Source organism: Exiguobacterium sp. UBA1053 (assembly GCF_002316465.1).
Lineage (GTDB): Bacteria > Bacillota > Bacilli > Exiguobacteriales > Exiguobacteriaceae > Exiguobacterium_A > Exiguobacterium_A abrahamii.
Map to the genome: position 1 here is coordinate 410,797 of NZ_DCDO01000013.1, position 22,955 is coordinate 433,751.

A 22,955-nucleotide genomic window follows, 5' to 3' on the forward strand; every position below is an offset into this window, starting at 1 on the left:
CCTCCAATCAACTTCCCCATTATAATAGAAAATCCGCACCAGCGATAGCTGATGCGGATACTCTTTTAAGAAGCACGTTTTGTCCGACCCAGTGTCCGACCTTTCATGACGAGCCAGAGTTGCGCGGCGATGAAGATCGAAGAATACATTCCCATGATCAACCCGACGAGCAGGGCGAGACTGAATCCACGGATTGCTTCGCTACCGAAGATGTAGAGTGCCGCTGCCGTCATGATGACCGTGACGACCGTATTGATCGAGCGAATGATCGTTTGTTGGATCGATTCATTGACGATGTGTGCCAATTCATCAAAAGAGACTTTCCGTCCACCTTTTTCAGCAAGTCCGAGATTTTCTCGTACCCTGTCGAAGGTAACGATCGTATCGTTGACCGAGTAACCGATGATCGTCAAGACGGCTGCGATGAAGTACAGATTGACTTCGATCTGGAATAGCGAGAAGAAAGCGATGATCATCAACGCATCATGTAGCAATGCGAGTACTGTCGCAATCCCGTAGAGCGGTTGGAATCGGAACGAGACGTAGATGACGATCCCGAGTGACGCAAGTAAAACCGCATAAATCGCGTTACGCGCGATTTCCCGACCGACTTGTGCCGAAACTGTCGAGATACTTGGTTCTTTCTTGTATTCCGCTTCAACCGTTTGTTTGATTTCAGAAATTTGTTCTTGGCTGAATTCACCAACGAACGTGACGTTCGCTAACTTTCCGCCTTGCGCGAATTGAATACCATCGATTTCTTCCGCATCAATCCCGGCATCTTCAATGACAGAGCGGACGTCCGCTTCCTTGATTTGATTCTCAGAAGAAATCTCGACGCGCGTTCCTTGCGTGAAGTCGATCCCGAGGTTCAGACCACGGAACGACAACAAGAGGACCGACACGATGACAAGCGCGATCGTGATTGCGAAATAGATTTTACGATGTTTGACGTAATCGAATTTCGTAGGATTAAAGCTCACGGATTTCACTCTCCTTTACACCGAACCATGATTTCTTCTTATCGAACCATCGGCTACTGACAAGGAGTTGCATCAGGTAACGTGAGACAAAGACGTTCGTGACGAACGTGACGGCGATCGAAACCATCAACATGATGGCGAACCCTTTGACCGTACTTGTACCAAAGTAGTACAACACGCCAGCAGAGATCAACGTCGTCAAGTTGGCATCAAGAATCGTACCGAACGAACGACGGTTACCGGCTTTAAATGCGGACAAGACGGATTTACCACTTCGTAATTCATCCTTGATCCGCTCAGCAGTGATGATGTTCGCATCGACCGCCATCCCGACTCCAAGAACGAGTGCCGCAATCCCCGGTAACGTGAGGACGGCATTGATCCCGTTAAAGAAGATCATGACGAGATAGATGTAGAACAGTAATGTAATGATCGAAACGAATCCAGAGATCCGGTAGAACAAGAGCATGAACAAGAAGACCGCAGCTACACCAATCGCTGACGCGAACAATGTTTGATCAAGTGCATCCTGTCCAAAAGCAGCAGAGACCGACGTCGAGTAAATCTCCTCGAGTTTGACCGGTAATGCGCCGGCGTTTAGGATCGATGATAATTGTTTCCCGTACTCGGCATCGATATCGCCACCAGAAATGATCGCTTTATCCGAATTGATCGGTTGTGTGACCGATGCATCCGAGACGATCTTCGAGTTTGCTTTTTGAATTTCTTTTTCATACGAATCGCCTTTCTCGTAATCGAGCCAGATGACGAGACGATTCGCAGGTGGTTGCATTTGTGAGACTTTTTGTGTCACTTCATAGAATTTCTCTTTTGATTTCATCGTCAACTCGACGAGTGGTTCATTCGTGTTCGGATCATACCCGACTTTTGCCCCTTTGGCTTTTAAGTCTGATCCATCAAGCAACAACTTATCGTTGATGTCACGGAATGACAATTGTGCTGTCGAAGATAGGATTTGACGCGCTTCCGTCTGATCCTTGACGCCAGCAAGCTGAACGCGAATCCGGTTATCGCCTTCGATCCGGATATCTGGTTCAGAGACACCGAGGACGTTGACACGGTTCTCGATTGCCGTCAGCGTCGCACTCATCGCATTTTGATCGATGACGTCTCCTTCTTTCAGCGGTTGTACTTCATACAAGACTTCGAAGCCACCCTTAAGGTCAAGGCCGAGCTTCGTATCCTTCAACAACCATGACGATGTCGTACCAATCAGTACGAGCAACGCGATGACGACGATGAAGAATGTGGCAAGTTTCCCTTTCTTGATCATGCTACATTGTCCTTTCTCTAGTTCCCAGTATATTTTCAGACAACTTTGTTCTCCTACCCTAGCTTACAAAAGAAATGGTAATCTTAGCAAACGTTTTTCTCATATATAAATAGAAAAGACGCTCCGGAATCCGGAAAGCGCCTTTTCAATGCCTTATTCGACAGTTTCGTCGTCCATGACAGTCGTTGATTTTTTCGTCACTTCTGCGACAGCACTTCGGTTGAATGTCAATTGTGCATTACCTGACTTCAATGTCACCGTCATGTCGTCAACTTTTTGGACAACCCCGTGAAGACCACCGATCGTAACGATCGAGTCGCCGCGTGAGAGTTCATTTTGCATCTGACGCACTTGCTTCTGGCGTTTGTTCTGTGGACGGATCAACAAGAAATAGAACACCACGAAGATCAAGATCATCGGGAGGAATGTGATTAAGCCTTCCATCTGATTCAGCTCCTTTTATCATTCAAATCACGTTCATTATACCGTGAAAGAATTGATTTGTCAGACGATTTGTTAGAAATTCTTTGCGTTCGGTAAATTGTAACCGTATTCTTCGAAGAATTCTTCCTTGAAATCGAGCAGACGATCCTCACGAATCGCTTGGCGAACGCCTTCCATCAACTTGACGAGGAAGTGAAGATTGTGTGTCGAACACAGATGCAGACCGAACGTTTCTTGCGCCCGGATCAAGTGATGGATGTACGAACGCGAGTAATTCTTACACGCGTAGCAATCACATTTCTCATCTAGCGGACGGAAATCACGTGCATATTTCGCGTTCCGGACGACGAGACGTCCTTGTGATGTCATCAATGTGCCGTTTCGTGCGATCCGTGTCGGCAAGACACAGTCGAACATATCGATTCCGCGGATCGCACCCTCGATCAATGCGTCCGGTGAACCGACGCCCATCAAATAACGTGGTTTGTCTTCCGGCATGAGTGGTGTCGTGAATTCGAGCGCACGGTACATGACGTCTTTTGGCTCTCCGACTGATAGACCACCGACCGCATAACCCGGGAAATCAAGGGCAACGAGGTCTTTTGCACTTTGACGACGTAAGTCTTCGTATTCTCCACCTTGGATGATACCGAACAGCGCTTGATCGTGTGGACGTTCATGCGCAGCAAGACAACGTTCCGCCCAGCGGCTCGTCCGTTCGACAGATGCTTTCATGTACTCGTGAGAAGCTGGGTACGGCGGGCACTCGTCAAACGCCATCATGATATCTGAACCGAGTGCATTTTGAATTTCCATCGCTTTTTCCGGTGACAAGAACAATTTGTCCCCGTTCAAGTGGTTACGGAAATGAACACCCTCCTCAGAAATGTTCCGGAGGTCAGCAAGTGAGAAGACTTGGAAACCACCTGAGTCCGTCAGAATCGCGCCATCCCAGTTCATGAATTTATGCAGACCGCCCGCTTCCTTGATGACATCATGTCCTGGACGCACCCAGAGGTGGTACGTGTTCGCGAGGATAATGTTCGCGTTCATGTCCTTGATTTGTTCCGGTGCCATCGTCTTGACCGTCGCTTGCGTTCCGACCGGCATGAAGACCGGTGTCTCGAAACTACCGTGCGGCGTGTGGACGATTCCTAACCGCGCTCCGGATTGTTTACATGTCTTGATATGTTCGTATGTTACCGCGTGTTTTGTCATTAGTTTCGTTCCTCTCTCGTTAAGAACATCGCATCACCGAAGCTAAAGAAGCGATAGCCGTTCGCGACTGCTTCTTCATAGGCATGCAGAATGTGTTCCCGTGTCGATAATGCGGACACGAGCATGATCAATGTTGATTTCGGTAAGTGGAAGTTCGTGATCAGACCATCAATCCCTTTGACTTCCTGACCCGGGAAGATGAAGATGTCCGTCCAGCCCGTTGCTTCGACGAAGTCGCCATGGTCACGGATGACCGTTTCAAGCGTCCGTGTCGATGTCGTTCCGACCGCGATGATTCGTCCGCCTTGTTTCCGTGTTTCGCGTAGCAAAGCAGCTGAACTTTCCGGCAGTTCGTAGTACTCACTGTGCATCTTGTGACTATCGACGTCGTCGACCGAGACAGGACGGAATGTGCCAAGTCCTACGTGTAGCGTCAACGGTGCGATTCGGACGCCTTTCGCTTGAAGCGCTTCAAGCAATTCCGGTGTGAAGTGAAGACCGGCCGTCGGTGCTGCCGCACTTCCGCGTTCCCGAGCATACACCGTCTGGTAACGATCTTGATCCTCGAGTTGTTCATGAATGTACGGTGGCAGTGGCATCGTTCCGAGTTGGTCGAGCACTTCATAGAAAATGCCGTCATAGAAAAACTTCAGGATTCGTCCCCCGTCTTCAAGTGCTTCGACACACTCAGCACGGAGTAACCCGTCACCAAACGACAAAATCGTTCCTGGTTTAACGCGTTTTGCCGGTTTCGCCAGTGTTTCCCAGACATCGTCACTCGTCTGCTTCAAGAGTAACAATTCGATCTTCCCACCCGTCTCTTCCTTCACACCAAAGAGACGTGCCGGTAAGACTTTCGTATCATTGATGACGAGTGTATCGCCTTCCCGGAAGTGGTCGACGATATCATGGAAATGCTGATGCTGAATCGCACCTGTCTCCCGATCGAGAACCATCAATTTCGAACTCGTCCGGTCGAGCAATGGCACTTGGGCAATTTGTTCTTCTGGTAAATGAAAATCAAATAAGTTTACATCCATTGGTTCAATTTCCTTCTTTCAGTCCTAAATGTTGGCGGGCAAACGGTGTTAAGACACGTCCGCGCGGGGTACGTTGTAAAAATCCTTGTTGCAGTAGATATGGTTCATATACATCCTCGATCGTCTGCGCATCTTCTCCGATCGTCGCTGCGATCGTCTCGAGACCAACCGGACCACCGGCAAATCGTTCTGCAAGCGATCGTAGTAAACGATGGTCGACATCGTCGAGCCCGAGCGCATCGACATGCAAACGATCAAGCGCACTTGTCGCGAGCACGGCATCGATTTCCGTTTGATGGGCGACTTGAGCGAAATCACGGACACGCCGTAACAACCGATTCGCGACACGTGGTGTTCCGCGTGAACGGAGTGCGATCGCTTCTGCAGCGAGACGATCCGCTTCGAATCCGAACAATCGTGACGTCCGGGTCACGATGGCAGACAACTCTGACATCGTATAATATTCAAGCTTCAGCGTCACGCCAAAACGGTCACGAAGCGGTGCCGACAGCATCCCGGCACGCGTCGTTGCACCGACGAGCGTAAACGGTGGTAAATCAATTCGAACACTGCGTGCGAGTTCTCCTTGACCGATGACGATATCGAGACAATAATCCTCCATCGCTGGATACAGGATCTCTTCAATTGATCGACTCAATCGGTGAATCTCGTCGATGAACAGGACATCACCCGGTTCCAGTGATGAGAGAATTGCCGCTAAATCACCCGGTCGTTCGATTGCAGGACCGGCTGTCGTCTTGATGCCGACTCCCATCTCGTTCGCGATGATCGTCGCAAGCGTCGTCTTCCCAAGACCCGGAGGACCGTAGAGAAGCACGTGATCGAGTGTTTCCTGACGAATTTTTGCCGCCTCGATGAAGACACTCAAGTTTCCTTTTGCTTTCTCCTGCCCGATGTATTGCTCGAGCGTCTGAGGACGCAGACTCCACTCTTCTTGATCTTCCGCATGGGCGGATTCTGACAAAATGCGCTCTTCCATGTCCTCACCTCACATTCAATAACAACTGGAGTGCCCGTTTGACATATTGATCCGTCGACAGGACCTCTGCCTGCAACGCTTTTTTGACTTTCTCGACTTCTCGGTCACTGTAACCTAGCGCCGTCAAGGCTTCACAAGCTTCATTCAGTTCAGCATTGCCTTGCGCGAACAAGCCTTCGCTCGGTACGTAATCCGGTGCGAGCTCGGCTAACTTTCCTTTTAGGTCGAGCGTCATTTGTTTGGCTGTTTTCTTGCCGACCCCCGGGAACTTGACGAGATAACTTTCTTTCTCTTGTTCAATCGCTTCAACGAGCGCATCGACATTCCCTGATGCGACGATTGCAAGCGCTCCTTTTGGTCCGATTCCTGTGACACCGAGCAACTTCGTGAACAAGGCACGCTCACGACGGGAACGGAATCCAAATAAGACTTCTTGGTCCTCACGGACATAATGATACGTATATACGATGATCTGTTCGTCTCCGGTCCGATAAAAAAACGGGTTCGGTGCTACGATTTTGTAGCCAATCCCGCCAACTTCTACCGTCACGAATTCCGCACAGACATAAGCGACTTCGCCGCGTACGAATTCTATCAATGTGGAACGCTCCCATCCTTAAACAAACTCTCGTGTTATTGTAGCATACATCTTCGTTTGGCTTCAAAGCGTTCTTCAGCAAAAATCAATACATATGTTCGCTCTCTCGATCAGAAGACAAAAAAGCGTGATCGTTCGCACGACCACGCTCCCATCCTCTATTTTAAGAACGCTCAAGCATCCGGTCGAGCGCCAACACGGCATGCCGCGTCGTCTCTTCGTCGACTTTAATGATGTTGAGCGGCTCACCAGCTTCGACTTGTTCGAGCGCCCACGCCAAGTGCGGTAAGTCGATCCGGTTCATCGTCAGACACGGACACATGAACGGATTGAGCGACACGATATCGAGTTCCGGATGCGTCGTCGCGAGGCGATTGACGAGATTCATCTCTGTTCCGATCGCCCACTTCGTTCCGGGAGCAGCCTGTTCGATTTGTTGAATGATGTACGCCGTTGATCCGTTGAGATCAGACGCTGTCACGACTTCGTGCGAACATTCCGGGTGAACGAGAATCTTTCGTTCCGGGTCTGTCTTGCGAAACTGTTCAATCTGACCGACCGTGAATTTCTCATGGACTGAGCAGTGTCCTTTCCATAAGATGACGCGGACGTCCTGGTCTTCCCCGTCAAAAACGAGTTCGTCCTTGATCGGATCCCAAATCGCCATCTGTTCTAACGGAATTCCGAGTGCATGCGCCGTATTGCGACCAAGGTGTTGATCCGGCAAGAAGAATAAGATGTCGCGTTCAGCAAGCGCCCATTCGACCATCTGGACAGCGTTTGATGATGTCACCGTCGCCCCACCATGACGACCAACGAAGGCTTTGATGGCTGCCGTCGAATTGACATACGTCAACGGTAAGATCGACTCCCCAAATCGTTCCGTCAAGATTGTAAAGGCACGCTCCGTTTGCGTATCATTCGCCATATCTGCCATCGAACAGCCCGCACGCATGTCGGGTAAAACGACCGTATGTGACGCATCGGTCAGCATGTCTGCTGTCTCTGCCATGAAGTGGACACCGCAAAAGACTGTATATTCCGCTTCTGTCATCTGCTTCGCGACTTGCGCGAGCTGGAGCGAATCTCCTGTCGCATCCGCGAACTGGACGACTTCATCCTTTTGGTAGTGGTGGGCAGGTAAGAACAAGCGACTGCCCATCCGTGCTTTGACCCCTTCGATGATCGCGATCAAGTCTGCTTCTGTTTGCTGTAAGTATGACGCCGGAATTCCCTCGTGACGTAATAGATCAAATGACATCTTTTTTTCCTCCTTCGATTTTCATGCTGATATCAAGTGCTGTTGCTGAATGAGTAAGTGCTCCAAGTGAGATGACGTCTGCTCCGCTATCCGCGAAGTCCGATAATGTGTCTACCGTGATCCCACCGGATAGTTCGATTGTGATATGCGGTGGAATCAATTGCCGGAGCTGTTTAATTTCTGCTGGCGTCCGATTATCGAGCATGATGATATCGACTTCTGCAGCCACTGCCTCAAGCACTTCCGCTTCCGTCTCGACTTCAACTTCGATTGGTGTCGTATGTCCCGCGACACGTTTTGCTCGCATCACCGCTTCCGTAATCGATCCCGCGACCGTGATGTGGTTGTCCTTGATCATGACCGCGTCATCGAGTCGTCCGCGATGACTATAGCCACCACCGACGCGAACGGCATGTTTTTCTAGCATTCGTAATCCAGGGGTCGTCTTGCGTGTATCCGTGATTCGGATTCGTCCTGCTGCTACCTCGACCGCTTGACGTGTCTTCGTTGCAATTCCAGATAAACGCTGTACAAGGTTCAAGGCGACCCGTTCTCCGCTTAAAATATCCTGTAACGAGCCAGACCACTCGGCAAGGAGTGTTCCTCGCGTGACGATCGTACCTTCCGCTACATGAATCGTCACGTCGACTTGTAAGAGATGCGCCATCTCCTGAATGATGTCTACTCCGCAAAAGACACCGTCTTCCTTTGCTAAAAAACGACCGGTCCCGCGTTCTTGTCCCGTCAGACATCCTTCACTCGTGATATCCCACTGTCCGATATCCTCGATTAAAAATGTCTCCAGTTGTTGCCGTAACTGCCATTTGTTCAACGTTCTCATCCTCTCCTGTCAATCGACTCCTTGCTCCTTCAAGCAACAGACATGCCGCTACGTGACGTAATCGATTTTCTTCCGCTTCCTGTCCGGATTCGTCTAACGTCCAGCGTTTTAACTCTTCTAAACCATCTTCTATTTGCTTAACATCCATTTCGACACCAATGACCTGCGATAGACGGTCTGTTACGGAACGAAGTGTTCCTGGACGTCGTTTCACTTGTTTTACTGCAAGTTTCGGTAACAACTTAAGCTGTTCTGCTACTGCTTTCCCCATGACAACACATTCAAGGAGCGAGTTCGACGCCAGACGATTTCGACCGTGTAGTCCAATCGATGCTGTCTCGCCGACCGCGTAAAGTCCTTCGACATGCGTCTGCCCCGTCAGATCCGTTTCGATCCCGCCCATTAAGAAATGGATGCCTGGTGCGATTTCAACGAGATCCGGATTTATGTTCAGTTTTTCACATTTTTCGACAAACGTTGGAAACCGTTTTGTCCGATCGATGACGTTTGACGTATCGAGATAGACTGGTTCACGTTTTCGCACCTCATAGATTCGTTTTGCGACTTCATCTCGCGCCGCTAAATCTTGCATCGGATGATCCGCCATAATCCGGTCGCCATTTTTCGTTACAAGCGTCGCTCCTGCACCTCGCAATGCTTCCGTGATCAAACCTTTCGAACGACCTGCATGAACGAGTACCGTCGGATGGTGCTGAATATAACCGAGATCACGAATCGTCGCCCCCGCTTCAAAGGCGAGCGCAATCCCGTCTCCTTGAATCGATGGATCATTCGTCGACGCCGCGAATAATCCACCCACTCCACCGGTCGCGAGAATCGTTGCGCGCGCCACAATCTCGATCGGCTCTCCATGGCTATATCCGACTGCACCTACTACTTGCCCATTTACTTGAATCAACTCTGTGATACGCGTCTGCTCGAGAATCGGAAATGGTACCCGCGGCATCAACGTCTCCATGATCCGTTTACCAGTCTCGTCGCCGCCACAGTGATAAATCCGCGGCAAACGATGTGCTCCTTCACGACCGAGCAAAAACTCTCCTTCGGACTGATCGAATGGAACGCCTTGTCGTAACAAAAATTCCATCGCCTCGGTTCCCGATCGGGTGACGTAATCGACGACGGACGGATTGATATGCCCTTTTGCTGCTTGGCACGTATCTTCAAAGTGACCACGATGATTGACTTCTGCATAAGCGGAAGCAATCCCACCTTGTGCTCGGACGGAATTCGTCTCAAACCGCGAACCTTTCGAGACGAGTAATGCGTCCATCCCTGATGGAAGATGCAGGGCGACTGAAATTGCGGCAAGTCCTGTTCCAATGATCAACACATCCGTCTCAAGCCTTTTATGTAAAGACATATGTTTTACACCTCTATATCTAAATGTTTACTATTGACTTGACAATAAGTTTGGCATACTTTTAGCTGAGTGACAAGACGAAAGGACAGGATTTTTTCATGATCTATCTCGATTACGCAGCGACGACTCCGCTGCATCCACAAGCACTCGATCATTATCAACAAGCCGCTCAGTCGTTCTACGGCAACAGTTCTTCTCTTCATGACATCGGTGGGAACGCTGAACGTTTACTCGAACGAGCCCGTCAGTATCTGATGCAACAATTGGCTCAACAAGAAGGAACCGTCATCTTTACAGGGAGTGGATCAGAAGCGAATTATATTGCTTTGACACATCTGATGCGACAGAGTAACAAATCAGTTGTCTTGACACTTCGATGTGAACACGACTCGGTCTTGCTTCCGCTTACGCGCTGGGCACAAGAAACACGACACCTTTCTTTATTACCGGACGGAACGTTCGATTGGGAACAGTTCGTCGCAGCTTGTACGGACGAAATTGGTGTCGTCTCGATTCAACATGTCAATTCGGATACGGGATTTCGTTTTCCGGTCGAACGGATCGCAGCATACTGTCAATCGCGCGGGATTCTGTTTCATTGCGATGGTGTCCAAGGATTTTTAAAAGATGCAATCAACATCGACGCTTTTGATGCCTACACGATGAGTAGTCATAAAGTGTATGGACCAAAAGGATTGGGTGCCCTGTATTTGCGGCGTCCACTCTTCAGCCCTTTTTACGAGGGACACCACGAATTCGGAATCCGTCCAGGCACAGTGGACGTTCCAGGAATTGCCGCGTTCATCGCTGCCTGTGAGGCGTCTCGATTAGAAAATCCAGGAATCCAAGCTTCAAGCCGTCGATTTCGTGGTATGCTAAAAAAAACATTGTCTTCGTCTCGTTACACGATAATTGAGTCGCCGACGCAACTCGCTTCCATCTGCGCCATCCATACGAAACAACGGGACGGTCAATACGCGTTGCTCGCCTTGAATCGTGCTGGAATCGCGGTTTCCGCTGGTAGTGCCTGTCGGGCTGGAGAAAACGGTCCGAATGCGACATTACATGCCATCGGCTTTGACGAATCAGCGGCTCATGGGTTGATTCGACTCAGTTTTGGAAGACACACGACGAACGAAGAAATCGAACAGTGCATTGATGTGTTGAACACAATTTCATGACACTGGAGAAAGGTAGGAGACATGATGGGGAAACGCATCTCCGGAGAAGAACGCCGGAAATCATTACTTCGTATGATTGAGGAAAGTGAGCAACCTGTCACAGGAACGGCACTGGCGAAACAAGCAGGTGTCAGTCGCCAAGTGATCGTGCAGGATTTATCATTGTTAAAGGCAAAAGGATATCCTGTCATCGCGACAGCTCGTGGCTATTTCATCAATGATCCGGAAGTCGACGGTTCAAAATTACGTCGCAAGATCGTCTGTCGTCACGGCATCGATCAGTTGAAGGATGAGTGTGACGCCATCGTCGACGAAGGAGTAGTCGTCCGCGATGTCATCATCGAACATCCCGTGTACGGATTCATCACTGGAGAGTTGATGCTGAAAAGCCGCCGAGATGTCCGCGTACTGCTAGAGCAGCTAAAGGAGACGCAAGCCACTCCACTCTCGAGCCTGACGGACGGAGTCCATATTCATACGCTGGAAGCGGAGCATGAAGAAGCACTGGAAGCAGCCATCGCGAAACTCGATCGTCTCGGAATTCTCGTTTCGGAGCTCGATGTCTGAACATACAAAAACCGCCTATTCCTAGGGAATAAGCGGTTTTTTTATCTTTCAATCGGTTCAAGTCGTGTCTCCGGCATCGTAGATGGCGGATCGAACGTTGCTAAGACTTTGCGGACGCGTCGGTTTTCGATATGCAAGACGGTCAACGTGACACATTCATAACGCATCGCCGTTCCGACGTCCGGCAATTGTCCGCTTTCCTCCATGATCCATCCCCCAAGAGACTGGGCGTCCGTGTCCGGCATCGTCAATTGAAATTGCTGACAGAAGTCTTCAATGTCATACTCTGCTAGACATTCGTATTGCTCTGAACCAATCCGTTTCGTATATTCCAATGATTCATCGTGTTCATCCCAAATCTCCCCAACGATTTCTTCTAAAATATCCTCAAGGGTGATCAGACCTGCCGTCCCTCCAAATTCATCAAGGACGACTGCCATATGGGACTGTTTGACTTTGAGTTCCGGTAATAAATCCATCAATCGTGTCTGTGGTACGACGAACGATACCGGTCGAATCCATTCTCGGATATCGACGGAGCCGTTCTTCACGTATGCACGCAGAAAGTCCCGCTCCGATAATACACCGATGACGTGATCAATCGAATCTTTATAGACCGGTAGACGAGAATAGCCAGCCTTCTGGACCTCTGCAAGGATGTCTTCAAGCCGCGCATCAATATCAATTGCCTGAATATCCATGCGAGGCGTCAGCGCATCCTCGACCGTCGCATGTTGAAAATCAACTGCTTGGTGAACGAGTTCCGCCTCTGCAAGCCCCATGATCCCCTCTTCCTGACTGATATCAACAAGTGCCTTGAGTTCCTGTTCGGTCACGAGCGGACCTTTCGGATCTGCTCCAATCAACTGAAGCGCCAACTGGCGTAAGCGGAGTAACAAGAAGACAAGTGGTCGAAAGCACAGTAAGAAGAAGCGCAGTGGACGTCCGATTAATAACACGTAACGTTCCGTATGTTCACGAGCATACGACTTCGGTATCAATTCTCCGAACAACAGCAACAGAAAAAACAGCGCAAGAAAGGCAACGGTTTGTGTTGCGATCGTCTCGACGAACTGGATGATCCACCAGCCACCAAATAAGATAAAGGCGACGTTGACGATCGTATTCCCAATCAAAATCGAAGTCAGTGTCTCTTCGTAGCGTTGAAGTAAGCGAAATACACGGGACGCACGCGCGTCCCCTGCTTCCGATTGGTGCAACAACCGCAACCGATTGACACTCGCGAGTGCCGTCTCAGCTGAGGAAAAGAACGCGGATAACATGAGAATCGGAATTAACCAAACGACTGAAATCATGGGCAATGGGTCCACGATGCTTTCACACTCCGTTTCCTAATGGAATGAACCGCTTAGAATGATGACTCGACGAATTCGAACTCGAAATCACGGATTCGAACGACGTCGCCGTCGATCGCACCAAGACGACGCAACTCTTCGTCGACACCCATTTGACGCAGTGTCCGAGCGAAACGTTTAATCGATTCTTCACGCATGAAGTTCGTCATCGTGAAGAGTTTTTCGATGCGTGGTCCTTTGATGACGAAGCAATCGTCTTCATCTTTCGTGATCGTAAAGCCAGCTTCTGGTGCTTCGTAACCGTAGACGACACGTGGTGTCGCTGTTTTCTCTTCGAGTTCCTCAAGACCGAATTCTGGTGTTGCATCGACTAGGTCAGCGATTCGGAATAACAGATCGCGTAAACCTTGACGTGTTGCTGCTGAAATCTCGAATACTTCAAGCTCTGGGAAAGCTTCTTTGAAGGCTTCAAGATGTTCTGCCGCATCTGGCATGTCCATCTTGTTCGCGACGACGACTTGCGGACGTTCTGTTAAGCGTAGATTATAGTCCGCTAGTTCTTTATTGATGATGTTGTAGTCTTCGATTGGATCGCGACCTTCCATCCCACTCATGTCGATGACATGGACGATGACTTTCGTCCGCTCGACGTGACGGAGGAACTGGTGACCGAGTCCGACACCTTCACTTGCACCTTCGATCAATCCTGGCAAGTCAGCCATGACGAAGCTACGGCTATCTTCCGTTTCGACGACACCGATGTTCGGTGTGATCGTCGTGAAGTGATACGCACCGATTTTCGGACGTGCGGCTGAAACGACGGATAATATCGTTGATTTTCCGACACTCGGGAAACCGACGAGACCAACGTCTGCTAGCATCTTCAGCTCAAGTTTCAAGTACTTCTCTTCTCCTGGCTCACCGTTTTCCGCGTGCTCAGGTGCTGGGTTGGCTGGTGTCGCAAAACGTGTATTTCCACGTCCGCCACGTCCGCCTTTTGCGACGATCGCTTGTTGTCCGTGATGGACGAGGTCAGCGATGACCGCATCCGTATCGTCATCGTAAACGACTGTGCCCGGTGGAACCTTGACGATTAGGTGCTCGGCTTTACGACCGTGCATCCCTTTTGACATACCGTTTTCACCTTGAACCGCTTTAAAGTGACGTTTGTAACGGAAGTCCATCAATGTCCGAAGCCCTTCGTCGACTTCGAGGACGACGTGAGCCCCGTGACCACCGTCACCGCCGGCAGGACCGCCGTCCGGAACGTATTTCTCACGACGGAACGCTACTTGCCCACGTCCTCCGTCACCTGCTTTTACATAAATATTTACCTGATCGACAAACATGTCGGATCCCTCCTCTTACTTCTCTTCCTCAAACGGAAGACTTTCAATCTCAATCACACACTCATTTTCCGTCTGCGACTCGATTTCCATCGGCGTCACTAGATCCTCAAGGCGCGACATATCTAGTAGATCCCGATAGATCTCGATGGTCACGCCCTCGTGGAAGGTCACGGATACTTCTCCTACTCCTACATCAATCATGGCGATGGCTGCTTCGACGAGTTGCTTCAACCGCTCATCTTCCATGTGGGGTGCTCCGATGACATCATACGTCACAGTTTTGCCTGACCATTCAGCTTGCAGTAACGCCAGTGCGGTTTTCGGCAATCCGATTCGCGCTAGACGTCCTTCCCGAGATGCTTGCTCCCGGTACGCCGAACAGATCGACTCGACTGCTTGTTCGTCTCCGATCGCGCCATACGAACGGACGAGTTGTATCCGGTTCAACCACTCGTGACGAAGAGTCTTTAAAAGATCAAGTACCTGCTGTTCCTCCATCGGTCGTTCCCTCCTAAAAAAAACAGACCCTAACCCTCGAAAGTGGCTAGAGTCTGCTTCGTCGATCCTTATGCTGGGTAAACGCTGACTTGTTTCTTGTCGCGTCCGAGACGTTCGAAACGAACGACACCAGTTGCAGTTGCGAAAAGTGTATCATCGCCACCACGTCCGACGTTCATACCTGGGTGAATCTTCGTACCGCGTTGACGGTAGAGGATTGAACCAGCAGAAACAGTTTGACCGTCTGCACGTTTCGCCCCAAGGCGTTTCGATTGCGAGTCACGACCGTTCTTTGTCGAACCTACCCCTTTTTTCGATGCGAAGAACTGAAGATTAAGTTTCAACATGTGGAATCCACCTCCTATACTTGTTCAAGTTGGATAAACTCACCGTAACTTTCAGCGATGGTACCAAGTTGGACCAAAGTCGCTTCCAGTAACAATTGGGTGCGTTCACTGACATCCGGTGCTAAGTCAGCGTACGGTTCTACATAAAAGTAGCCACCCTCTTGTTGTTCTGCCATTTCAAGGAGCAGGACCTGCCCGAGTAATGCTTCTATGGCATTGTATGCCCCGAAGATCACCGACGAGACGCCGGCACAGACAAGGTCGAGACCTGGTTCTGCGAACTCGGCATGTCCTGTCACTTCGATGGAGCGGACGAGTTCCGCTTCATCTCGTCGAATCTTGACACGTATCATGGCTTACGCTTCGATTTTCTCGATGCGGACCTTCGTGTAAGGTTGACGGTGACCTTGCTTACGACGGTAGTTCTTTTTCGCTTTCATTTTGAAGACAGTGATCTTTTTCGCGCGAGCGTGTTTGATGACCGTTGCTACGACCTTCGCACCTTCTACGAGTGGAGCGCCGACTTTAACATCGTCACCACCAAGGATCAATACTTCACCAAATTCAACTGTGCTGTCGACGTCTGCGTTTAATTTCTCAACGTAGATTTCTTGGCCAGCTTCAACTTTGACTTGTTTACCACCAGTTTTGATAATTGCGTACATTACGTGCACCTCCTCTTAGGAACTCAGACTCGCCATCACGGGCAGCGAATGCTTTAAAACCCGGTCTGTGCGGTTGTAGTCATTTGGGTGCTTCCAAACGAACTAACGTTATTCAGAATACCAAACGTTCTTCTACCTTGTCAATGCTGTTCTGAAGGATTATTCCGATCGCTTGATGAAATCGAGACAGTCCTGTGACGACCCGGTGAACAGGACCGCTGGATCGCCTTCGAGCACATGGACTTCGAGCGGTTGACGAGAGATGAATTCGTCCTGCAACAGATGCCGTGGTGCGCGAATCACGACCGCTTCCGCATAGGTCGCAATCTCAAGTAACTTCGGTTCAATCAAGCGATAGACACTCAATCGCGTCCACTGCCCGGATTCCTGTGAGCGTTCCTGTAGCGATTTCCCGTGACGTTGTCGTGTCAGTTCGCATAAGCCCATCTTCGTAAACCCGTAGACTTCGATTTGTTTCGTCTCGAGCGCCGCCCGTTCTTTGAGGAGTTGTGTCACCCGTGTCTGACCTTTACTAGAGCCACGTAAAAAATCAATCGCAATCATGCCGCTAATGTTGCGCAACCGTAATTGTCGCATGACTTCGACGGCAGCCGCTTCATTGATTTGATCAAACGTCCGCTTTTGTTCTTTGACGGAGATCGTCTTCCCACTGTTGACGTCGATGACAGTCATCGTCTCGACCTCTTCAATCAAGAGATACGCTCCACCGTCAAGCCAGACGACCCGTTGCATTGCTTTTTCGATTGCGCCATCGATCGCTTCCATCTCAGGTAAGCGTCCTTTTCGTAATGAGCGCTCGACGGACAGACCAAGCAATTCCAGGCGTTCCTTTTCCTGACGCGTCATGACGAGCGCATCGGTGACATGTGGAAGTCGTTTTGCTTCCTGAACGATCAGTGCCTCGTCTTGTTCAAGACGCGGCGCCTGCATGAGTTCTTTGTGCCGTGTCCGTAACGACTGCAGCTCTTGCTTCAATTCGTCAATTGATGCTTTTGCTGCCTCCGTCCGGTAGAGAATCCCCTCTTCGTCCGTCGTCGTCAATTGCTCCGCCAGTTGACGCTGAACGACGAGATCCAGCTTTCGACTGAAACGGATGCGTCGCCCATACGGGAAATAAACGAGATAACGTCCACCATAGGTGATGTTCTGCGTCACTTTGTGTTGTTTCGGTGCGACTCCTTCCTTGACGACCTGGACGAGTAACGTCTGTCCGACCTGGACGGCTTGTCCGATCGTCGGTACATCCGGATAGCGACGAAGTGCTTCCACTGTTTCATTCAGCGGTAAGTAAAGCGGTGTGCCGTCAGTCGCAATCAAAAAGGCTGCTCCGAGCGTCGGATGCAACCGGTCAACCTTGGCATAGACGAAAGTGCCAACCCGGATCTCATCGCGCATCCGCTCATGATATTCAATTAATCGACCACCTTCGACCAATGCCAATCGTTCAAGCGAAGCGGTCTGTTCACTAATCCATCGCATACTGATCCCTCCAAAAAAATTAGACTAGGCGCGACGATGTCGTCCTAGTCTAATTTCCCATTCTTATTTCATCCCAAGCATCTTCTTCAATTTGACGAAGAACCCTTTTTGCGGTTGTTCATTTAAATCAAGCAGTGGTACAGATTCGCCGAGAATCCGGCGAGCAATGTTCCGGTAGCCGAGTCCAGCCCGGTTATCCGGATTCATCGTCACAGGCACACCACGGTGGGAAGCGGCGATGACTTCTTCATCATCGATGATCAGACCAAGTAGATCAATCGAAAGGATACGCATGATCTCATCGATGTCGAGCATGTCACCTGATGCCATCATATGTGAACGCACCCGGTTGATGACGAGTTTCGGAACGATGTTTCGTTCTGAGCGCTCGAGCATCCCGATGATCCGGTCCGCATCTTGAACGGCTGCTTTTTCCGGTGTCGTCACGACGACGGCTTCATCGGCTCCAGCGATCGCATTCATAAAGCCTTGTTCGATTCCGGCAGGGCAATCGATCAAGACGAAGTCGTATTCGAGTTTCAGTGTATCGATGATTGCCTTCACCTGTTCGGGTGTGACGGAGGACTTATCCTTTGATTGAGCAGCAGGCAACAGATACATCTCTTCAAAACGTTTATCGCGGACGAGTGCTTGGTGCAATTTACATTGCCCGGTCACGACGTCAACGATGTTATAGATACTCCGGTTATCGAGACCAAGCACGATATCCAGATTACGTAACCCGATATCCGTATCAACGAGGCAAACGGAATGTCCCATCAATGCAAGTGCTGTTCCGATGTTTGCAGTCGTCGTTGTCTTTCCGACGCCACCTTTACCGGATGTGACGACGATGGCGCGTCCCATGTTCGTCTTCGCCTCCATATGTACCTGTTCTTTCACTTGTTCCATATCCGTCACCCTCTTTCACTATCAATCGCAAACTGATCCATCCGCGCGAGCGGAACGGTTTGAAGGCGGGAGAATTCCACCCCGTCTTCGCCTAAAAATGCACAACCCATATCGAGAGCAGGAATCGGTGCGTCGTCCGGTTCTTCGTGGACGGTGCCAGCGACTGCGACCCATTTCGGTTGCAATACACTCGCAGCGATGACGGCTTCCGTATTGCCACCTTTACCTGCATGAACGGTACCACGTAAAGCACCGAGACAATAGATACTTCCTGTCGCATGGACGACCGCACCCGGATTGATATCTCCGATGATGACGATCGATCCTTCGACGTCTAATACGTGCCCACTGCGCGCCGTTCCACCGAAGTAATGAAACGTTCGCTCTCCGTACAAGGCTTTTGCCTCGTCCTTCGTGATGCACTCACTATCATAGCCTTTGAAAGAGAAGGAATCATGTCGCGCGACGATAGATTCGACGGCCGTCAACACCCCTTCATCGACATAACGTCGACCGAAGAAGAAGGTGATCGGTACGGCGCGTCCGTTCTCGACGGATTTGTCCGCAAGCGTCAACTCTAAATCGTCAAGAAATTCATCCACACTGCACCTTTCATTCACATAGACGGCGAGGCCACCACGATGACCTTTCATCGTTACATAACGTTTACGCTCAATCATGACTCATCCTCTTTTCTCGTCAAGGGTCGACTGCACGAGTCGGGTCATCGGATAATACAGGATGATGATCCCGATCAGCTGCGCAACCAGACTCCTTGGAATGATCTGTGTCGCAAGTTCCTGGAAGGAGACTCCGACACCCACGACCGAAGCCGTGAAGAAATATATATCGAGCTCATACAAAATGGCACTGAACGTGAACGTGACAAGAATCGTCAATACGTTCTCCTTTACATATTTTAGCACGAAGCTACTAAAAAGCGGAATGGCGGATAACGCAAATAAGTAAATGCCGATGATATCGGAGTAAACGAAATCATACAGCAATCCGAAAACGAGTCCGAATCCAAGTGCCTGTTCAAGTTTTCCGTACCTACCGAGGAACATCAGACCAATCAATGTCGCATGGATAACGTACGGCGAACCATCTCCGAGTGGTCCTGCGAACAACGTTCCTTCTAAGATAAAAAGAAGGAACACGGCGAAAAACAACTTAACGTTATTCACGAGTGTCCCCTCCCTTATCGGTCTCAGCGAAAGGTTCCTTCGCTTCGCGCTCAATCACGAAGACATGACCGAACTGTTCGAAGTCTGCTGCCGGTTTGACGTATGCGATTTTCGAAGCCCCATACTGATCGGATTTCACTTCCTCGATTTTTCCGATGACAATTCCGCTCGGATACTTCCCACCGAGACCGGACGTCGTGACGGTCTGCCCTTTTTTCAGCTTCGCATCATTCGGAATTTTCGTGAACTTGAGTAATTTCGTCTCTTCATCAAAGCCTTCGATCGTACCGAAGACTCCTTTTCCTTTCGTGTCATCTGCCGTTGCCGAGACGTTATTCGTTCGACTCGTATCCGACATCAACTGCACGAGGGATGTATAAGCACTCGCCTGGATGACGCGACCGATCAGTCCATCTGCTGTTACGACGGCCATGTTCGGCTTGACTCCTTTTTGTTCGCCGATGTTAATCGTGACGAACCGTTGCCATTCGGACGATGTCCGACCGATCATCTCTGCCGGTAACAACTTATAATCGCGAATCGATCCGTTCAGGTCGAGCATATCTTTCAATTCTTTATTCTCACGTTCAAGATCACGGACTTTGACGGCATTACCGGCATAGTCACTTAAACGTGATTTCAAGTGTTCGTTCTCTTTGTACACGTCACGCACTTCTTTAATCGAAGTGACCGTATCATCAATCCAGCCAATCGGTGTCGCGAAAAGGCGTTGACCGACGCCCACGGTATCCCGCACGAAGCTTTGATACCAGTGGGATTGGTTACGCCCTTGCAGCGAAATCCCGATTAAGATCACCAAAAGGAGAAAACTAAGGAGTGTGATGAGCAGTTTTCGATTATTTAAAAATCGCTTCATCGCTCATCCCGTCCTTATCTTTTTTGCGAGATGCCTGATTTCGAACGAAGGACATTCATCATCTCGAGTGATTTTCCTGTACCGATTGCGACACAATCGAGTGCGTTTTCCGCAACGAGTGTCAAAATGCGTGTTTCGTCTTCGATGACAGCGTCGAGGTTCTTCAAGAGTGCCCCACCGCCTGTCAAGACGATACCGCGGTCCATGACGTCTGCTGATAATTCAGGAGGCGTCTGCTCAAGCGTGTGTTTGACACCTGCAAGAATCGCTTCGACCGTATCTGAGAGTGCGTCACAAATTTCAGCACTTGTGACTTCAATCTGTTTCGGAAGACCTGTGACGAGATCACGTCCACGGATTTCCATCGTTTCGTTTTCTGACTCTTCATCGATGCGAGCGTAACCAATCGTCATTTTCAACGTCTCAGCTGTCCGCTCCCCGATCATCAAGTTGTATTTCGATTTGATGTAACGAATGATCGACTCATCCATCTCATCACCACCGACACGGATCGATTGGCTCGTAACGATACCACCGAGTGAGATGACAGCAACTTCTGTCGTACCACCACCGATATCAACGACCATCGAGCCTGTTGGTTCTGAAACCGGAAGACCCGCTCCGATTGCTGCAGCAAATGGTTCTTCGATCGTGTACGCTTCACGCGCACCTGCAAGTTTCGCTGCATCTTCGACCGCACGTTTTTCGACCGATGTGATACCACTTGGTACACAGATCATGACGTTCGTCTTAGAAGAGAACAAGCCTTTTTTCTTCGAAGCTTGATCCATGAAATATTTGATCATCGTAGCGGTTGTTTCATAATCCGCGATAACCCCGTCTTTCATCGGGCGTCGTGCAGTCACGTTACCCGGCGTACGACCGATCATGTTTTTCGCCGCGTTACCGACAGCTTCAATTTTCCCTGTATCCGTACGGAAGGCGACGACGGACGGTTCGCGGACGACGATTCCTTGCCCCTTTACATACACAAGCGTGTTAGCCGTACCTAAGTCAATGCCGATTTCACGGCTGAATGATCCAAACATTATTCAAAAAACCCCTCTCTGAGAATACACTTCACTAATTATAACGGAAAAGCCTTCATTGGAAAGCGTTAAAACGTTACAGCTTGTTTACAGTTCGCCTTAGAAAACACACAAAAAAACGTCTGACGGAAAGAATCGAACCTTTCCCTTCAGACGTTATTCTTACATAAATCCGCGCTGTTTCATACTAATAAATTGTCCATGCCCGATGATGATGTGGTCAAGACAACTGATTCCAATGAGTCGTCCCGCCTCAACGAGTCGCTCGGATACCTCGATATCTTCCCGACTTGGCGTCGGGTCACCGGACGGATGATTGTGGACGGCGATGAAGTTCGCAGCCGAGCAGCGAATCGCTTCCCGGAAGACGTCTCGCGGGTGGACGATCGACGTGTTCAATCCTCCAATGAATAACGTCTTTTTCGAGACGACCTCATTTTTCGTATTCAAATACAGGCAGATGAAATGTTCCTGCTGATAGAGGCGCATCTCTTCTAACAACAGTTCGGCGGCGTCTTCCGGTGAACGGATTGTCGGTCGCACCCATTTGGGTTCCGTGACGAGCCGTCGACCGAGTTCTAGTCCAGCCATGATTTGTAGTGCCTTCGCCTTCCCGACCCCCGGTGCTTTTTCGAGCCCACCAACTCCCGCTGCCTCAAGTTCGATCAACGAAGGATAGATGTGCAGTAATTCTTCCGCGATTTCAAGCGGTGTCCGGTCGCGCGTTCCACTTCGGACGAGACATGCCAGTAACTCGACTGTCGTCGCTTGTGCCAAGCCTTTTAACTGAACCATATCCTTCGGCCATTCAATCACAGCATCCGACCTCTCTGTTTCAGGATTACGCAAACATCGGCTTGATGTCAAAGGACGCGAGACGTTTTGTGATCTCGTGGATCGGCAGTCCGACGACATTATAATAATCGCCTTCGATCGCCTCGACGAACAGACCACCCATCGCTTGGATGCCATAGCCGCCCGCTTTATCATAGGGCTCGTTCGTCGCGATATAGCCTTCCATCCACTCGTCTGGTAATGCACCAAAACGGACGTGCGTCGTCACATCGAACGTCTCTTCCTTCTCTCCGAAGCGAATCGTCACGCCTGTCACGACTTCATGAGCACGTCCTGACAGACGCACAAGCATCGCCCGCGCTTCAGAAATATCCGCCGGCTTCTCAAGAATCATGTCATCAATTGCGACGACCGTATCGGCAGCCAGAATGACACCATCTGCTGTAATCGCTCGCGCTTTCTTTTGTGATAGATGGCGGACGTATTCATGCGGTGACATCGGGTATGGTGCTTCTTCGACGACATTCGCCGGTACGACTTCATGAGGAATCCCGATTTGTTGTAGGAGTTCCGTCCGACGTGGTGAAGCCGACGCGAGAATCAAGTGTGGTTGCGTTATCATCAGTATCACGTTCTTTCCCGTTAATTT

Annotated in this window: 24 protein-coding genes, 1 pseudogene and 1 other annotated feature; of the genes and pseudogenes, 2 read left to right on the forward strand and 23 right to left on the reverse strand. The window is 50.0% G+C overall.

All coding sequences use genetic code 11. From position 1 onward, the window contains the following. Positions 1-65 precede the first annotated feature (65 nt). The 9 genes and pseudogenes from secD to B3G15_RS09920 form a co-directional block, all read right to left on the reverse strand. A pseudogene (secD, locus tag B3G15_RS15955) lies at positions 66-2,277 on the reverse strand (protein translocase subunit SecD). 153 nt (positions 2,278-2,430) lie between these two features. After that, a complete protein-coding gene (gene yajC / locus B3G15_RS09885; RefSeq protein ID WP_029342244.1) occupies positions 2,431-2,721 on the reverse strand; it encodes a preprotein translocase subunit YajC in 291 nt (96 codons plus the stop codon). Positions 2,722-2,793: 72 nt separating this feature from the next. Continuing rightward, entirely contained in the window at positions 2,794-3,939 is a 1,146-nt protein-coding gene (gene tgt / locus B3G15_RS09890) for a tRNA guanosine(34) transglycosylase Tgt (RefSeq protein WP_029342245.1), read from the reverse strand. After that, a complete protein-coding gene (gene queA, locus B3G15_RS09895; RefSeq protein WP_214853061.1) occupies positions 3,939-4,979 on the reverse strand; it encodes a tRNA preQ1(34) S-adenosylmethionine ribosyltransferase-isomerase QueA in 1,041 nt (346 codons plus the stop codon). The genes tgt and queA overlap by 1 nt, the downstream gene beginning before the upstream one ends. A 4-nt stretch (positions 4,980-4,983) precedes the next feature. Next, on the reverse strand, positions 4,984-5,979 hold the full coding sequence (gene ruvB / locus B3G15_RS09900) for a Holliday junction branch migration DNA helicase RuvB (protein WP_023468935.1): 996 nt from the start codon (positions 5,977-5,979) through the stop codon (positions 4,984-4,986). A gap of 4 nt (positions 5,980-5,983) precedes the next feature. Then, the gene (ruvA, locus tag B3G15_RS09905; protein WP_023468936.1) at positions 5,984-6,577 is read right to left on the reverse strand and encodes a Holliday junction branch migration protein RuvA; all 594 of its coding nucleotides are present in this window, start codon (positions 6,575-6,577) and stop codon (positions 5,984-5,986) included. Between the two features lie 163 nt (positions 6,578-6,740). Then, a complete protein-coding gene (gene nadA, locus B3G15_RS09910; RefSeq protein ID WP_290720485.1) occupies positions 6,741-7,838 on the reverse strand; it encodes a quinolinate synthase NadA in 1,098 nt (365 codons plus the stop codon). Beyond that, entirely contained in the window at positions 7,828-8,670 is an 843-nt protein-coding gene (nadC, locus tag B3G15_RS09915) for a carboxylating nicotinate-nucleotide diphosphorylase (protein ID WP_290720488.1), read from the reverse strand. Before nadC ends, nadA begins: the two co-directional genes overlap by 11 nt. Continuing rightward, positions 8,594-10,063 (reverse strand): L-aspartate oxidase, encoded by a 1,470-nt coding sequence (locus B3G15_RS09920; protein ID WP_290720490.1) that lies wholly within the window; start codon positions 10,061-10,063, stop codon positions 8,594-8,596. The genes nadC and B3G15_RS09920 overlap by 77 nt, the downstream gene beginning before the upstream one ends. 98 nt (positions 10,064-10,161) lie before the next feature. Here B3G15_RS09920 and B3G15_RS09925 point away from each other — a divergent pair, with 98 nt between their 5' ends. Together B3G15_RS09925 and B3G15_RS09930 are read left to right on the forward strand one after the other, a co-directional pair. Then, a complete protein-coding gene (locus B3G15_RS09925) occupies positions 10,162-11,244 on the forward strand; it encodes a cysteine desulfurase family protein (RefSeq protein ID WP_290720493.1) in 1,083 nt (360 codons plus the stop codon). A gap of 24 nt (positions 11,245-11,268) precedes the next feature. Continuing rightward, positions 11,269-11,811: a transcription repressor NadR gene (locus B3G15_RS09930; RefSeq protein ID WP_133207575.1), complete on the forward strand. Its 543-nt coding sequence runs from the start codon at positions 11,269-11,271 to the stop codon at positions 11,809-11,811. A 41-nt stretch (positions 11,812-11,852) separates the two neighbouring features. Here the strand turns inward: B3G15_RS09930 and B3G15_RS09935 are convergent, their stop codons facing one another. From B3G15_RS09935 to B3G15_RS10000, 14 genes are all read right to left on the reverse strand, one after another. After that, complete coding sequence (locus B3G15_RS09935; protein ID WP_290720498.1) at positions 11,853-13,127, reverse strand: hemolysin family protein; 1,275 nt, start codon at positions 13,125-13,127, stop codon at positions 11,853-11,855. A 53-nt stretch (positions 13,128-13,180) separates the two neighbouring features. Then, positions 13,181-14,476: a GTPase ObgE gene (gene obgE, locus B3G15_RS09940; protein ID WP_214853046.1), complete on the reverse strand. Its 1,296-nt coding sequence runs from the start codon at positions 14,474-14,476 to the stop codon at positions 13,181-13,183. Positions 14,477-14,491: 15 nt separating this feature from the next. Further along, positions 14,492-14,974, reverse strand: a complete 483-nt coding sequence (locus B3G15_RS09945) for a Spo0B domain-containing protein (RefSeq protein ID WP_023468944.1) — start codon at positions 14,972-14,974, stop codon at positions 14,492-14,494. Between the two features lie 68 nt (positions 14,975-15,042). Continuing rightward, entirely contained in the window at positions 15,043-15,321 is a 279-nt protein-coding gene (gene rpmA / locus B3G15_RS09950; protein ID WP_012370976.1) for a 50S ribosomal protein L27, read from the reverse strand. Between the two features lie 14 nt (positions 15,322-15,335). After that, positions 15,336-15,674 carry a ribosomal-processing cysteine protease Prp gene (locus B3G15_RS09955; protein ID WP_023468945.1) on the reverse strand — a complete coding sequence of 113 codons (339 nt, stop codon included), beginning with the start codon at positions 15,672-15,674 and terminating at the stop codon, positions 15,336-15,338. A 3-nt stretch (positions 15,675-15,677) separates the two neighbouring features. Then, positions 15,678-15,986: a 50S ribosomal protein L21 gene (rplU, locus tag B3G15_RS09960; RefSeq protein ID WP_012370978.1), complete on the reverse strand. Its 309-nt coding sequence runs from the start codon at positions 15,984-15,986 to the stop codon at positions 15,678-15,680. A gap of 15 nt (positions 15,987-16,001) precedes the next feature. Further along, positions 16,002-16,071: a sequence feature (ribosomal protein L21 leader region), on the reverse strand. Positions 16,072-16,145: 74 nt separating this feature from the next. Then, entirely contained in the window at positions 16,146-17,486 is a 1,341-nt protein-coding gene (locus B3G15_RS09965) for a ribonuclease E/G (protein ID WP_064299552.1), read from the reverse strand. Between the two features lie 63 nt (positions 17,487-17,549). Further along, complete coding sequence (gene minD, locus B3G15_RS09970; protein WP_029342255.1) at positions 17,550-18,353, reverse strand: septum site-determining protein MinD; 804 nt, start codon at positions 18,351-18,353, stop codon at positions 17,550-17,552. A 50-nt stretch (positions 18,354-18,403) separates the two neighbouring features. Then, complete coding sequence (locus tag B3G15_RS09975; protein WP_035406484.1) at positions 18,404-19,078, reverse strand: septum site-determining protein MinC; 675 nt, start codon at positions 19,076-19,078, stop codon at positions 18,404-18,406. A 3-nt stretch (positions 19,079-19,081) separates the two neighbouring features. Then, positions 19,082-19,585 (reverse strand): rod shape-determining protein MreD, encoded by a 504-nt coding sequence (mreD, locus tag B3G15_RS09980; RefSeq protein WP_023468949.1) that lies wholly within the window; start codon positions 19,583-19,585, stop codon positions 19,082-19,084. Next, complete coding sequence (gene mreC, locus B3G15_RS09985) at positions 19,578-20,462, reverse strand: rod shape-determining protein MreC (protein WP_029342257.1); 885 nt, start codon at positions 20,460-20,462, stop codon at positions 19,578-19,580. Before mreC ends, mreD begins: the two co-directional genes overlap by 8 nt. A 14-nt stretch (positions 20,463-20,476) precedes the next feature. Next, positions 20,477-21,511, reverse strand: coding sequence for a rod shape-determining protein (locus B3G15_RS09990; RefSeq protein WP_029342258.1), 1,035 nt, complete (start codon positions 21,509-21,511; stop codon positions 20,477-20,479). Between the two features lie 162 nt (positions 21,512-21,673). Then, the gene (gene radC, locus B3G15_RS09995) at positions 21,674-22,306 is read right to left on the reverse strand and encodes a RadC family protein (protein ID WP_050677672.1); all 633 of its coding nucleotides are present in this window, start codon (positions 22,304-22,306) and stop codon (positions 21,674-21,676) included. A gap of 46 nt (positions 22,307-22,352) precedes the next feature. After that, on the reverse strand, positions 22,353-22,928 hold the full coding sequence (locus B3G15_RS10000; protein ID WP_290720519.1) for a Maf family protein: 576 nt from the start codon (positions 22,926-22,928) through the stop codon (positions 22,353-22,355). Positions 22,929-22,955: the final 27 nt, after the last annotated feature.